This window comes from Nonomuraea solani (genome assembly GCF_900108335.1).
GTDB lineage: Bacteria > Actinomycetota > Actinomycetes > Streptosporangiales > Streptosporangiaceae > Nonomuraea > Nonomuraea solani.
In genome coordinates this window covers 78453-92271 of sequence record NZ_FNVT01000027.1, presented here as the reverse complement: position 1 = coordinate 92271, position 13819 = coordinate 78453, and the positions used below count along the sequence as shown (strand labels likewise).

The 13819-nt window shown below is 70.9% G+C and carries 13 protein-coding genes; 5 read left to right on the top strand and 8 right to left on the bottom strand.

Annotated features, from left to right (window positions below):
- The first annotated feature begins 147 nt into the window (after nucleotides 1–147).
- Nucleotides 148–2034 carry a sensor histidine kinase gene (locus tag C4V41_RS52440; protein WP_235030935.1) on the top strand — a complete coding sequence of 629 codons (1887 nt, stop codon included), beginning with the start codon at nucleotides 148–150 and terminating at the stop codon, nucleotides 2032–2034.
- Nucleotides 2027–2383, top strand: coding sequence for a DUF742 domain-containing protein (locus tag C4V41_RS52435; RefSeq protein WP_103963579.1), 357 nt, complete (start codon nucleotides 2027–2029; stop codon nucleotides 2381–2383). Before C4V41_RS52440 ends, C4V41_RS52435 begins: the two co-directional genes overlap by 8 nt.
- On the opposite strand, the gene C4V41_RS52430 is transcribed toward C4V41_RS52435, so the two are convergent.
- On the bottom strand, nucleotides 2361–3752 hold the full coding sequence (locus C4V41_RS52430; RefSeq protein ID WP_103963578.1) for an MFS transporter: 1392 nt from the start codon (nucleotides 3750–3752) through the stop codon (nucleotides 2361–2363). The genes C4V41_RS52435 and C4V41_RS52430 overlap by 23 nt on opposite strands.
- A gap of 73 nt (nucleotides 3753–3825) precedes the next feature.
- Between C4V41_RS52430 and C4V41_RS52425 the strand changes: the two genes are divergently transcribed.
- Nucleotides 3826–4293 carry a MarR family winged helix-turn-helix transcriptional regulator gene (locus C4V41_RS52425; RefSeq protein WP_103963577.1) on the top strand — a complete coding sequence of 156 codons (468 nt, stop codon included), beginning with the start codon at nucleotides 3826–3828 and terminating at the stop codon, nucleotides 4291–4293.
- On the opposite strand, the gene C4V41_RS52420 is transcribed toward C4V41_RS52425, so the two are convergent.
- The 7 genes from C4V41_RS52420 to C4V41_RS52390 are packed head-to-tail and all read right to left on the bottom strand — an operon-like array spanning nucleotide 4286 to nucleotide 12053.
- Entirely contained in the window at nucleotides 4286–5155 is an 870-nt protein-coding gene (locus tag C4V41_RS52420) for an ABC transporter ATP-binding protein (protein WP_235030937.1), read from the bottom strand. The two genes, C4V41_RS52425 and C4V41_RS52420, sit on opposite strands and share 8 nt — an antisense overlap.
- Nucleotides 5156–5157: 2 nt before the next feature.
- Entirely contained in the window at nucleotides 5158–5895 is a 738-nt protein-coding gene (locus C4V41_RS52415) for an ATP-binding cassette domain-containing protein (RefSeq protein ID WP_103963575.1), read from the bottom strand.
- Nucleotides 5892–6746, bottom strand: coding sequence for an ABC transporter permease (locus C4V41_RS52410; RefSeq protein WP_103963574.1), 855 nt, complete (start codon nucleotides 6744–6746; stop codon nucleotides 5892–5894). The genes C4V41_RS52415 and C4V41_RS52410 overlap by 4 nt, the downstream gene beginning before the upstream one ends.
- Complete coding sequence (locus tag C4V41_RS52405; RefSeq protein WP_103963573.1) at nucleotides 6743–7759, bottom strand: ABC transporter permease; 1017 nt, start codon at nucleotides 7757–7759, stop codon at nucleotides 6743–6745. Before C4V41_RS52405 ends, C4V41_RS52410 begins: the two co-directional genes overlap by 4 nt.
- Nucleotides 7760–7761: 2 nt before the next feature.
- Nucleotides 7762–9399 carry an ABC transporter substrate-binding protein gene (locus C4V41_RS52400; protein ID WP_103963572.1) on the bottom strand — a complete coding sequence of 546 codons (1638 nt, stop codon included), beginning with the start codon at nucleotides 9397–9399 and terminating at the stop codon, nucleotides 7762–7764.
- Between the two features lie 22 nt (nucleotides 9400–9421).
- Nucleotides 9422–10990, bottom strand: a complete 1569-nt coding sequence (locus C4V41_RS52395; RefSeq protein ID WP_103963571.1) for a hydantoinase/oxoprolinase N-terminal domain-containing protein — start codon at nucleotides 10988–10990, stop codon at nucleotides 9422–9424.
- Nucleotides 10983–12053 carry a DUF917 domain-containing protein gene (locus tag C4V41_RS52390; RefSeq protein WP_235030934.1) on the bottom strand — a complete coding sequence of 357 codons (1071 nt, stop codon included), beginning with the start codon at nucleotides 12051–12053 and terminating at the stop codon, nucleotides 10983–10985. The genes C4V41_RS52395 and C4V41_RS52390 overlap by 8 nt, the downstream gene beginning before the upstream one ends.
- 78 nt (nucleotides 12054–12131) lie before the next feature.
- Between C4V41_RS52390 and C4V41_RS52385 the strand changes: the two genes are divergently transcribed.
- Nucleotides 12132–12569, top strand: a complete 438-nt coding sequence (locus C4V41_RS52385; protein WP_103963570.1) for an RpiB/LacA/LacB family sugar-phosphate isomerase — start codon at nucleotides 12132–12134, stop codon at nucleotides 12567–12569.
- 74 nt (nucleotides 12570–12643) lie between these two features.
- On the top strand, nucleotides 12644–13813 hold the full coding sequence (locus C4V41_RS52380; protein WP_103963609.1) for an amidohydrolase: 1170 nt from the start codon (nucleotides 12644–12646) through the stop codon (nucleotides 13811–13813).
- The last annotated feature ends 6 nt before the right edge of the window (nucleotides 13814–13819 follow it).

Sequence of the window (13819 nt, the reverse complement as noted above, 5' to 3'; positions counted from 1 at the left end):
TCCCGGGAAACCTACTCCAAGATCAAGCCGTAGGTGCTCAGGTGTCCAAAAGTCCCGAAAAATTGGGCATTTCGGTGATCCAATTGCTATCCTCTGGCGTTGTCCCGTCCGGCCTTGCCAGCAGGGGACCGACCGGGGAGAGGTGCCATGGGTCGTAGCCGAACGATCCGCATGAAGATCATCGGACTACTGCTCGTGCCGCTGGCCTCCATGGTGGTGTTGTGGGGGGTCATCACCGCCGTCACCGCGAGCGAGAGCTTGGAGCTGCGTCAATACAAGACAGTCTGGACGAACCTGCGCCTTCCCGCGTACAAACTGATCAGCGAGATCCAGCGCGAACGTCTAGTCTCGGCCAGGCTCCTGCGTCACACAGCGGACAAATCCGCCGTAAGCGCACAACGCACTCGTACTGACGTTGTCAGGGACGCGTTCAAGCAGCTCTCCAGCAACTCCAAGGACAGATCGGAAGAGATCCGCACACAGGTGGACGCGGTGTACACGCAACTCGACAGGCTCGACTCGGTCCGAGGTGAGATCGACGCGGGTCTGTCCGACCGTCTGCACACCGTGGAGGCGTACAGCTCGATCATCGACACGCTGTTCGGCCTGCACCGGCGGGTGGCGCTCATCGACGACATCCCGATCTACGAGCAGTCGCGCGTGACCATCGACATGAGCTACGCCAAGGAGCTGCTGACGAGGGAGCAGGCCATCGGGCTCGGGAGGGTCGACGCCGCCGAGCGCAGGCTGTTCACCCAGCTCGTCGGCAACCGGCGCTTCCTCGTCGACCAGGCCGTGGTCGAGCTCGACACGGTCCTGCGCGATCCCCAGGTCACCCTGCTCACCTCCCCCGCCTACCAGCGGATGCGGATGATGGAGGACCAGATCATCGCCGGCGGCACGCCGTCGGGCTGGCTCGGCACCACGGAAGAGCTGGCCAAGTCGTTCCAGGCGGCCCAGATGCGGGCCAGCGAGATCCTGAACGAGCGCGCCGACCCGGTGGCCGACCAGGTGCTGTCCAGGGCCTTCCTGCTGACGGGCACCGCGCTGGCACTGGTGATCGTGTCGATCGCGTTCTCGCTGCGCATGGGCGACCGGCTGTCCAAGGAGCTGGCCGCGCTGAGGCTGACCGCACTGGAGGTGGCCCAGGAGCGGCTGCCGCAGGTGGTCGCCAAGCTGCGCAAGGGCGAGACGGTCGAGGTGCCGGAGCTGTCGGTGACCAGCACCACGGCCGAGATCGACGACGTGGGCCAGGCGTTCTCCACCGTCCAGCAGACCGCGGTCGAGGCGGCCGTGGGCCAGGCGCAGCTCAGTGAAGGGGTCGGGCACGTGTTCCGCAATCTGGCCAGGCGGAGCCAGACGCTGCTGCACCGCCAGCGCATCCAGCTCGCCGACATGCAGCACCGGGCCACCGACCCCGACCACCTGGAAGACCTGTTCAAGCTCGACCACCTGACCACGCGCATGCGCCGGCACGCCGAGGGCCTGATCATCCTGTCGGGCGCCACGCCCGGCCGCGGCTGGAGCAAGCCCGTGCCGCTGCACGACGTGGCCCGCGGCGCGGCGGCCGAGGTGGAGGACTACCAGCGGGTCGTCGTCGAGCCGATGACCGGCCAGCGTCTGGCCGGCGCCGTGGTCGGTGACGTGATCCACCTCATCGCCGAGCTCATCGAGAACGCCACCGTCTACTCGCCCGCGCACACCCCGGTCATCGTGCGCGGCGAGGAGGCGGCCCGCGGCTTCGCCTTCGAGGTGGAGGACCGCGGGCTCGGCATGGAGCCCGAGGAGCTGGCCGACTACAACGAGCGGCTGGCCAGCCCACCGGAGTTCGACCTGGCCGACAGTGACCGGCTCGGCCTTTTCGTCGTCTCCCGCCTGGCCGCCAGGCATGACATCCGCGTGACGTTACGCGGTTCACCATATGGAGGGACCACCGCGATCGTGTTGATCCCGGAAGAGCACGTGGCCGAGCCGGAGGCCCCGGCCGCCGTTCAGGAACCGGCTCGCCCCATGCGGGTGGTGCGAAGTGAGTGAAGAGCGCTGGCTGGACGAGGACGCCGGTCCGATCGTCCCCGCCTACCTGCTGACCAGGGGCCGGACGGTCCCCGCGAGCGAGGCCATCGACCTCATCGCGGTGATCATCACGGCCGGTGGCCTGGCGCCGCCCCGGGGCCTGGCCCCCGAGCATCTCATCATCATGCAGAAGTGCACCCAGCCGACCCGGCTCGTGGACGTCGCGGCCGAGCTGAACCTGCCCATCGGCGTGGTCAGGGTGCTGGTCGGCGACCTGCACGCGCAGCAGCTCGTCCAGGTCGAGCTGCCCCCGCCCGCTCCCGACGCGAAGGTGCTGCTAGAGGTGATCAGCGGGCTGAAGGCCCTGTAGTGACGGCCGCGCGGTTGAGGTGTCCGTACACGGCCGCGAACAGCGCGGCCACGACACCTCCCGCGGCGGCCGCCCCGAAGATCCACGGGTAGCCGTCCAGGCCGGGCCGGGCGGCCAGGATGGCGGCGATCACGGCGCCGGCGGTGCTGCCGCCCACGACGCGGACGAGCGCGTTCACACCGGCCGCGACGGCCGTCTTGGCGGGGTCCACGTGCTCGACGGCCATGGTGCCCAGGGCCGCGTAGCCGATGCCGAGGCCGACGCCCATCAGCGAGGACGCCACGTACAGGTGGACGGACGCGTCGTGGGCCACCACCAGCCACAACGCGGCCACCCCGGTGACCCCCGAGCCCGCCGCCACCATCGTCGAGGCCGCGAAGCGGCGCATGAACCGGCCCGCGAACAACGAGATCACCAGCATGAACAGCGTGCTGGGCAGCAGGTAGATCCCGACCTCCAGGGTCGAGGCGGCGAAGCCCGCCTGGGCGAAGGCCGACATGCCGGTCAGCAGCGTGAAGAACGAGAACCCGAGCAGCATCGAGGACACCGTCGCGCCGATCGTGCCCCGGTGCACCAGCATCGCCATCTCCACCAGCGGCTCGGCCACCCTGCGCTCGACCAGGACCCAGACGGCCGCCAGCAGCGCCGCGGCGGCGAACAGGCCGAGCACGCCCGGCGAGGTCCAGCCCCACGAGCCGCCCTCGCTGATGCCCAGCAGGAGCGCGACCAGCCAGGCGGCCAGCAGTCCCGCGCCGAGCAGGTCGGGACGGCCCTTCACCGGCGGCGAGGTGTCACGCACGAGGAAGGCCACGACGACGGCGGCCAGCAGCGAGATCCCGGCGGTGATCCAGAAGACCAGGTGGTAGTCGCCGGAGGTGAGCCCGGCCAGGATCATGCCGCCGCCGCTGCCGAAGCCCATCGTGGCGCTGAGCACCCCGATGCCGGTCGCCAGTTGCTCTCTCGGCAGCATGTCGCGCACCACCCCGATCGACAGCGGCACCAGCGCGGACACGAAGCCCTGCAGCACCCTTGCCACGATCAGCCAGGTCAGCGAGGTAGCCAGCGCGGCCATGACCGAGCCGATCACCAGGAGGGCGAGGGCGCCGAGGATCATGCGGCGCCTGCCGTACATGTCGCCGAAGCGGGACAGCAAGGGCGTGGCCACCGCGGCGACCAGGAGGCTCAGCGTGAGCGTCCAGGTGACGGCGGGCAACGAGGCGTTCAGCTCCCGCTGCAGCACCGGAAGCAACGGGACCACCGCGGTGTTCTGGAGAGCGGCGATGGACGCCGCGAAGGCCAGGGAGACCACCGCGGGCCAGGGGTTACGGCTCGACGTCTCCCGTGTTCCGGGTGCGACGAGTGTCGCCATGTCGGCTCCTTTGGATAATTTGGGTAAGTAACCGAGAACCGATAATACATACCTAAGTTAGGTAAGCAAGCGGATGGACGACAATCTCAAGGACACGGTGGCCGCCTTCCGCCGGTTGGTGACCACGCTCAATCGCGGCAAGACGCACGAGCGGCTGACCGAGGCCGCCGGCGTCCGGCTGGACCGGCCGGACGTCCAGATCATCGTCGATCTGCTGGACGCGGGCGAGCCGCGCAGGATCGGCATGATCGCCGAGAGCCTGCAGGTGGAGAGCCCGCACGTGACCCGGCACGTGGCCGCGCTCGAACAGCGCGGGCTGGTCGAGCGCGTACGCGACCCCGACGACGGCCGGGCCTGGCGCATCGCGCTCACCGAGGCGGGCGCCGAGGCGGCCGTCCGGTGCCGCCGGGTGACCACCGAGTGGTTCGAGGGCGCGCTGACCGGCTGGCCGGAGAAGGACAAGGACGAGCTGGCCCGGCTGATGGGCAAGCTCTCCGACGACCTGTGCGAGCTCCTGAAGGCCCGCGCCATCGTCAAGTGACGCCTAAGACGTCCTCCGCGCGGTGGCAGGCCACCTGACGTCCCTGGACGTCCCGCGGCGCGGGCGGGCGCTCGCACTCCGGCACGGCCAGCGGGCAGCGCAGCCGGTACGCACAGCCGGTCGCCGCCGGCACCGCCTCGGTCCGGCCCTTGGCCTGGGGCGGGTCGCCGCCGAGCTTCGGCACGGCGTCGCGCAGCGCCAGCGTGTACGGATGCGCGGGAGCGGCCAGCAGGTCCCCGGTGGGCCCCGACTCGACGACGCGGCCCGCGAAGAGCACGTGCGAGGTGCGGCAGAGCCGCTCCACGACGGCCAGGTTGTGCGTGATGAGCAGGCGTTCGGTGTCCAGGGAGGCCAGCAGGTCGAGGATCCTGGCCTGGACGGTGACGTCGAGCGCGCTGGTGGGCTCGTCCAGGATGAGCAGGCGGGGGCCGACGGCCAGCGCCCTGGCGATCACCACGCGCTGGCGCTGGCCGCCCGAGAGCTGGTGCGGCCTGCGGGTGGCCAGGTCAGGGTCGAGGCCGACCTGTTCGAGCAGCTCGGTGACCCGGGAACGGGCCGCGCGGGGCAGGGCCTCGGCGATGGAGGTGCCGACGCGCATCCGGGGGTCGAGGGCCTCGGCCTGGAAGACGGGCTGGACGTCCTTCCGGAACTTCCTCAGGTCGGACTTTTTCAGGGTTTGGTCGCCGTACCAAATATTTCCGGACATGGGGGTGAGGAGGCCCAGGAACGCGCGCGCCAGCGTGGTCTTGCCCGAGCCGCTCTCCCCGATCAGGCCCACGCCGCCCTCGGTGATGTCCAGGGTGACGTCGTGGACGACCGGATTGCGGGCGTACCCGAGTGTCACGCTCTCGGCCCTGAGCATCGTCACGGCAGCGCCTCCAGCAGCTCGCGGGTGTAGGGGTGCGACGGCTCGGCCAGCACGCCGGCGGCGGGGCCCGACTCCACCACCGCGCCGTCCTTCATGACGAGCACCCGGTCGGCGATCGTCGAGACGAGGGCCAGGTCGTGGGAGACGAGCAGCAGCGCCAGCCCGCGCTCCTCCCGCAGCCGGCGCAGCACGCCGACCACCTCGGCCTGCACGGTCACGTCCAGGGCGCTGGTGGGCTCGTCGGCCAGGATCACCTCGGCGCCCAGGGCGATGGCCAGCGCGATGGCGAAGCGCTGGGCCTGGCCGCCGGAGATCTCGTGCGGGTAGCGGCGCAGGATCTCGCGGTCGAGCAGGACCTCTTCGACGGCCTTCGCCATGTTCGCGCCGGAGGCGTCGCGGCCGTGCAGTTTGAGCGCGCGGCGCATGAGGACGCCGAGGCGGGTGGCGGGGCCGAGCGCGGCCTGCGGTGACTGCATCACGAGCGCCGCCCTGGCGCCTCTGATCTCGCGCAGGGCGCGCGGCGAGGCCGTCAGGACGTCGACGCCGCAGACCCCAATTTGTCCCGAAATTTCGGCATTCTCGGTGAGGCCGAGCAGCGCGAGCAGCGTCGTGGACTTGCCCGACCCGCTCTCCCCCACGATCGCCACGCACTCCCCCGCGCCCACGTCCAGCACCGGCACGTCGGCCACGAGCCGCCCGCCGTAGCGCACCTGAAGATCGCGCACCTCGATCACTTGACCACCCTCCGAGGGTCGAGCGCGTTGCGCAGCCCTTCGCCCAGCACGTTGAACGCGAACGCCGTCACCAGGATCGCCAGCCCGGGGAACGTGACCACCCACCAGTTCGTGGTGAACAGCGTCTGCCCCTGCTGCACCATCAAGCCCCACTCCGCCGTCGGCTCCTGCGCGCCCAGCCCCAGGTACGACAGCGCCGCAGAGGTCAGGATCACCCCGCCCGCGTCCAGCGAGAGCTGCACCAGCACGGGGGTGAGCGAGTTGGGCACCACGTGCCGCAGGATGATCAGCGGCGCGGGCACGCCGAGGCAGCGGGCGGCGTCCACGTAGCCGCGGGTCGCGATCGAGGCGGCCACGGAGGCGGCCAGCCGGGCGTACCAGGGCCACCAGGTCACCGCGATGGCCAGGATGACGGTGTTCACGCTCGGCTGCAGCACCACCGCCAGGGCCAGGGAGAGCAGCAGCGCGGGGAAGGCCAGGAACACGTCCGTGACGCGCATGATGACGTCCCTGAGCCAGCCGCCCGCGTACCCGGCGACCACCCCCAGCGCGACGCCCACCAGGGCCGAGACGGCGAGCACGGCCACGGCGATGAACAGCGAGGTGCGGCCGCCGTACAGGATCCTGGTGAGCACGTCGCGCCCGACCTGGTCGGTGCCGAACCAGTGCGCGCCGCTCGGCGGCAGCAGCGCCTCCAGCGGCTTCGGCTCGTCCACCGGGTACGGCGCCAGCCACGGCGCGAGGATCGCCGCCAGCACGACGAGCACGATGAGCACCGCGCCCAGGGCGGCGAAGCGGTCGGGCAGCCTCGGCAGGGTCCGGCGCAGCGGCGCGGTTTCGACGTCCGTCATCGCATCCTCGTCCGGGGGTCGACGAAGCCCTGGAGGATGTCCACGACCAGGTTGGCCAGGACGTACACCAGGGCGACCAGGAGGGTGACGCCGGCGATGGCCGGGGTGTCCAGCGAGCGGATCGACTCGACGGCGTAGCGGCCCAGGCCCGGCCAGTTGAAGACGGCCTCGACGAGGAAGCCGTTGACGATCGCGTACGCGAAGACCAGGGCGATCAGCGACAGAACGGGATTCAGCGCCGGTCTCAGGGCGAACTTGGTCAGGATCGACGTCTCACCGAAGCCGAGCGCGCGCTCCAGCCGGGCGTGGTCCTGACCGGACTCCTCGATGAGGGCCGCCCTGGTCATCTGGGCGATGACGCCGACCGGGTAGGCGGCCACGACCAGCGCGGGCAGCACGAGGTGCTGGAGCGTGCTGGTGAAGATGGGCCAGTTGCCGGTGATGAGGGCGTCGACGATGGTGATGTTGGTCCAGAGGGTGAGGGGGCTGGTGCGGTCGAGCGAGGAGTCGTACTCGCCGGCGATGGGGAACCAGCCGAGGTTGGTGGCGAACACCGTCTGCAGGACGAGGGCCAGCCAGAAGACGGGGACGGAGACGGCGAGCATGCTGCCCACCCGCACTCCAAAGTCCGGAAATTTCGTCTTAAAGCGGGCGGCGAGCACGCCGATCGGAATGCCCGCGACGACCGCTATGAGCAGAGCCGTGCCGACCAGTTCGAGAGAGGCGGGAAACGCCACGTACAGGTCGTCGCGCACCGGTTGCCGGGTGCGCAGGCTCGTGCCCCAGTCGCCGCTGACCAGGTCGCGGGCGTAGTTCACGAGCTGGACGTAGAGCGGGTCGTCCAGCCCGAACCGCGCGCGGGCCTCGGCGAGCTGCTCGGGCGTGGCCTTCGGCCCGGCGAACGCGACCGCCGGATCCCCCGGCACCAGCCGCATGACCACGAACGTGAGCACGACCACGCCGGCCACGACCAGGAGGGCCTGGCCGAGCCGGCGGGCCAGATAGCGCAGCATGCTCAGCCGGCGCGCGTGAGGTCGTAGAAGAACACCACGTTGGGATAGGCGGGGTTGTCCACATATCCCCGGACGTCGGACGAGAGCGCGCGCTGATACGTCTGCACGTACGGCACCGCCACCGCCGCCTCCTCCTGGATGATCTTCTTCTGCAGCTCCCCGTACTCGCGCTCGGCCATCGCCTTGTCCGTGGCCGTCAGCTCGGGCAGCTTGCCGATGGCCGAGTCGATGTCACCGTTCTTGAGGTAGGACAGGTTGAACTGCGGCTTGTCAGCGCTCTTGAACACATTGAGGAACCAGGAGTAGGCGTCCGGATAGTCCGGATACCAGTACATGACGAAGATGTCCTGGCCCTGCTTCTTGCCCAGGTCCCACTGCGCGCTCCAGGTCATCGGCTTGGCCTGCAGCGTCACGTTCATCTTCGTCAGCGCCGAGCTGAGCAGCGTGACCAGCAGCTTCTGGTCCTCGTCGCCCTGGGCGTAGGTCATGCTGAGCTTGAGCTCGGGGTTGTCGGGGCCATAACCGGCCTCGGCGAGCAGCGCCTGCGCCTTGGCCAGGTCCTGCTTGGGCTCCATGCCGGTGGCGTGGCCGAGCAGCCCCTGCGGCACCAGGCCGCTGGCCTTCAGCCCGGCGCCCTTGAGCGCTCCCGCCAGGCCGTCGTAGTCGATGGCGAGCTGCAGCGCCTGCCGTACCCGCACGTCCTTGGCCGGGCCCTCGGCGGTGTTGAACAGCACCAGCAGGTTCTGGAACGACGGCGACTGCGAGGTCTGCACCGCCTGAGTCGTCCCGGCCTGTGCGAAGAGCTGCGGGTTCAGGCGTTCGACGAAGTTCACCTCGCCCCGCTGCAGAAGCTGCCACGCGGTGGTGATCTCGGGCGTGACGCGGAAGGCGACCTTCTTGTACTGCTCCGGCTTCCAGCCGCCCCAATAGCCCTCGTACGCCTTCAGCGTCAGCTCGGTCTCCTTGCCCTTCTGCCAGGAGTCGATCGTGTACGGGCCGGTGCCGGCGGTCTTCTTGCCGTCGGCGTCCACGGCGTCCACGTCGTAGATGTGGGCGGCGTAGCCGGAGGAGGCGATCAGGTCGAGCGGGCTGGCGTACTTGAGGGTGAACTTCAGCGTGCCCGCGTCCACGGCCTCGATCTTGTCGACCGGGTCCCAGATGTAGGCCGCGCCGCCCTTCTTCTCGATCGTCCGCTCGATGGCCTTCTTCGCGGCCTCGGCGTCGAGCGTGGCGCCGGAGTGGAACTTCACGTTCTGCCGCAGCTTGAACGTCCACTCCTTGCCGTCGCCTGAGGAGGTCCACTCGGTGGCCAGACGCGGCTCGGTGGTCTTGGTCTGGGAGTTGTACCTGGTCAGGCCCTCGTAGATGTTCGACAGGGCGACGATCTCGTTGGAGTAGGAGGTCGCCGGGTCCCAGTCGGTGACCACGTCGAGGTTCGGCGCGTAGACGAACGTGGTGTCGTTGGCCTGACCCGATCGGGTCGCCGCCGGTTGACCGCCAGTGGCGGTGCCCGTGGCGGTGCTCGTGGCCGGCTCCGGTGTGCCGCCGGCGCCGCGTACCTGACCGCCCGCGCACGCGGACGCGGTCAGGGCCAGGGCGCCCGTGACCCCGGCGACGAGCAGACGTTTGTGCCAGCTCATGGTGGGGGATCCTTTCGGTCTGTCACCGGGCGAGGGGTCCGGCGGCTTTGACGTGTACCCGTACGGCGGGCTCGGAGAGATAGCTGAGCGGCACCTCCAGGAGGTCCACGATCTCGACGCCGGAGGGGTCCGCCCCCGCCGCCACGGCCCGCGCCCGCGCCTCCTCTTTGACCTGTTCGATCGCTTCTGACCGGCTATCTCCCGCAGGCAAGATCGTATCGACTCTGCCACTCGCGAGTGCGATGGCGGCGCCCACGGCGTTGGCCACCTCGGCGTGCTCGGGGCGGATCACCTCACTGACACCGGGGATGCGGGCGGGCAGCAGGAACGCCCCGCCACCCACCGCCACCAGGGGCCGGTCGGTTCTGCCGAGCGTCATCCGGTCCACCGCGTCGATGATCATCTCGTCCGCGAGCGGCACCGCCCTTCGCAGGATGTCGGCGATTCCCTCCGGCATGTCACCCAGCCGTTCCGGCCAGCCCTCGGCCTCGCGCGGAACCCGGCCCGCCGCCACCGCCGCGTCGGTCATCGTCGCCGTCGTGCCGCCGAAGACCAGCGCCTCGTCCACGATCCGGTAGCCGGTGGAGTCGGGGCCGACGCCGCCGGGCCGCACCACGGTGCCGCCGCCGAGCGCGATGGCCAGGATGTCGGGCATGCGGAAGTTGGTCAGCACCCCGCCGATCTCGACCGCCGCCGCCGACTCCCTGGGGAAACCGCCGGCCAGCACGCCCAGGTCGGTGGAGGTGCCGCCCACGTCCACCACGATCGCATCGGCCACGCCGGACAGGTACGCGGCGCCGCGCAGCGAGTTCGCCGGACCGGAGCCGATGGTCGAGACCGGCAGGCGGGCGGCGTGCTCGACGGTCATGAGCGTGCCGTCGTTCTGCGCCAGGTACGGCCGCGCGCCCAGCCCTCGCTCGGCCAGCGCCGTCACCAGGGCCTCGGTCACGTGGGCGGCGACGCCGTACAGGGCGGCGTTCAGCACGGTCGCGTTCTCGCGCTCCAGCAGGCCGAGCGAGCCGATCTCGTGGCTGACCGACACCGGCAGGCCGTACTCGGTCCTGACGAGCTCCTCGACCAGCCGCTCGTGCTCGTCGCTCGCCGGGCTGAACACGCTGGTCACGGCCACGGCGTCGGCCGTCACACCGTCGCCGGCCGTCACGCCGTCCAGGAAGCGGCGGACTTCGCCGAGGTCGAGCGGGCTGATCTCGCGGCCGTCCACGTAGTGACCGCCGGGCACGATGGCCTCGCCCGCCGAGACGGCCTCGCGCAGGTCGTCGGGCCAGTCGGAGAGCGGGGGCACGGCGGTGGTGGCGGGTGCGCCGAGCCGCAGCACGGCGACCCGGCCGAGACCGCGCCGTTCGAGGATCGCGTTGGTGGCGTGCGTGGTGCCCAGCATGATCCGCGCGACCCGGTCGCGCGCGTTGTCGCCCAGTTCTTCGAGTACGGCGTCCAGCGCGGCCCGCAGGCCACCCGTCACGTCCGAGGTCGTCGGCCGCTTGGCCTTGGCGATCACCCGGCCGTCGGCGTCCAGCGCCACCGCGTCGGTGTTCGTGCCGCCGACGTCGATCCCGATCCGCAGGTCAGCCATGCGCCGTCAGCTCCTCGACGGGTACGTAGTCCAGGTCGTATCCGAAGGCCCGGGGGCCCGCCGTCTCCAGGCCCTTGGGGGTACGCCAGAGCGCGTCACAGGGCCAGGCGAGCACCGAGACGCGCTGCCCGTACCGCAGGCCCTCGGTCTGGACGGCGGCGGCGGTCTCGGTGTCCACGACCGTGATGAGGTCGGGCACCATCGCGCGCACCTCGCCGTTCTCCAGGGCGACCAGGTTCTCGTTCTGCAGCTCCAGGGTGAGGCGGCGGCCGCGTTCGGCGCCGGTGCCCTCGATCGTGGCCGTGCCGCGGACGAACCCGCCCGTGGTGCGCCGCTCCACGTCGGTCAGCTTGCCGGTGATCAGGCGGGCGGCGCCGAGCCGGTCCTGGAGCGCGCGGAGCGGGTCGGCGGCGCCCTCGGTGGCCCGGCCGACCTCCAGGGCGCGGGTGACCGTACCCTCGATGACCGCGCCCCTGGCCCGCGCGGCGGTGAGCACGTAGTCGGCCATCAGCGCGTGCGAGCCGGCCGCCACGCAGACGGCCCGCGCCAGCCGCTCGGACCAGAGCCCGTCGACCGGGCGAATGGTCACGACGTTGCCCACGATGTCGGACATGATCACCAGCTCGGCCGGCAGCCCCGCCACGTACATCGACACCATCTGGACCTCGGGAAACGCCCGCCCCATGCCGTCGGCGTCGAGCAGCGGCAGGCCGAGCCGGGCGGCCCAGGCGACGGGAGCGACCCCGTTGGCGCCGCCGATCTCGCACGACATGATCGCGCTCGGCCGGCGGCCGAAGAGCCGCTCGACCTCCTCGACGATGCGCTTGGGCTCGTCCTCGCCGTGGATCATCTCGTGGCTGACGGTCGGCGCCCCGATGCCGGACAGTGGCACGACCAGCGCGTCGTCGGGCAGGTCCGCCAGCCGGACCAGCGGCACCTCGCCGTACGCGCGGATGGCCCTGATCGCGGCCAGCGATCCCGTACGGACGTCGCCCCCGCCTCCGGTGCCCAGGATGGCGCACCCCCGGGCGAGAGCCGGAATATCGTTTATCTCAATGCTCATATGGCGACACAACCAAGCACATGCCACCTCAAAGCGCCAGTGCCTGGTACGTGCGAAAATGAGCGACCGGGAGGTCGTATGCGAGTTTCTGTGGCCGCCGACAGCAAGGACGGCGTGGCCGAACGGGTCGTGTCGGAGCTGCGCAGGCGCGGGCACGAGGTGGTGACCCACGGCGCGCTCAGCGACGAGGAGCGCGACGACTGGGCGTGGGCCTCCGAGCTGGCCGCGAAGGACGTGAGCGAGGGGCGGGCCGACCAGGCGGTCGTCTGCTGCTGGACCGGCACGGGCGCGTCGATCGCGGCGAACAAGGTGGCCGGCGTGCGCGCGGCCCTGTGCGTCGACGCCTACACCGCCGACGGTGCCCGCAAGTGGAACGACGCCAACGTGCTGGCGCTCAGCCTCCGGCTGACGTCCGACGTGGTGCTCGACGAGATCCTCGACGCCTGGCTGGCGGGGCGGCCGAGCGGTGATTCCGCGGACGTGGCCAACGTCTCCCACCTCGGCGAGATCCGGTAGCCGGACCTCACCGAATCAGAAGCGTCTCAAAAGAGACACGGAAATCGTCGGTCACGCCCTTTAGGGTGCTGGGCATGACCGACGTGCTGCTGCGGGGCGGCCACCTCTGGCGACCCGGCACGCCCTCCTCCGAGGACATCTTGGTTCGCGACGGGCGGATCGACCGGGTGGCCCCCGGGATCGACGCGCCCGGCGCTCACGTGATCGACGTCTCCGGGCAGCTTGTTCTGCCCGGTCTCGTCGAGGCGCACTGTCATCTCGACAAGACCCTCTACGGCGGGCCGTGGGAGCCCCACTCGGCCGACGACACGCTCGCCGGCCGCATCGGCAACGATCTGGGGCGCCGTGCCGAGCTGGGCGTGCCGAGCGTGGCGCGGATCGGCGCGCTGCTGGCGTCGATGAGCGCGGCGGGAACCACCCATGTCCGCACCCATACCGACATCGACCCCTTGGTCGGGCTGCGCGGCGTGGAGGCCGTGCGCGAGGCCGCGGCGGGCTCCCCCATCGACGTGCGCCAGGTCGCCTTCCCCCAGCACGGCGTGCTCGTCAACCCGGGCACGGCCGAGCTGCTCGAAGCGGCGCTGAAGAGCGGCGTCGAGGCGGTGGGCGGGCTCGACCCGGCCGGCATCGACCGCGACCCGGTGCGCCACCTCGACCTGGTCTTCGGCCTGGCCGAGCGCTACGGCGCCCATCTCGACCTGCACCTGCACGACGGGGGTTCGCTCGGCGGGTGGGAGCTGGAGCTGATCACCGAGCGCACGAAGGTGCTCGGGCTGGGCGGCAGGGTGGCGGTCAGCCACGCCTACGCGCTGGGCCAGCTCGACGACGCCTATCAGGGCCGCCTGATCGAGGGGTTCGCCGAGGCGGGCGTCGCGGTGGTGACGGCGGCCGTCTACAGCTTCCCCGTGCCTCCGGTCAGGAGGCTGCGCGCCGCGGGCGTCACCGTGGCCTGCGGGCACGACGGCATCCGCGACCTGTGGGGCCCCTACGGCAGCGGCGACATGCTGGAGCGGGCGATGCATCTCGCCTACCGCAGCACGTTCCGCAGGGATGAGGACATCGAGCTGGCGCTGGAGGCCGCCACGCACGGCGGCGCGCGGGCGCTGGGGCTGACCGAATACGGCCTCGGCCAGGGTGATCGTGCCGACCTCGTCGTGGTGCCCGCCTCGGGCCCGGCGGAGGCGGTGGTCGTTCACCCTGCGCGCACTCTGGTCATGAAGAACGGCGTAGTCCTGCACAATTGACCGGCG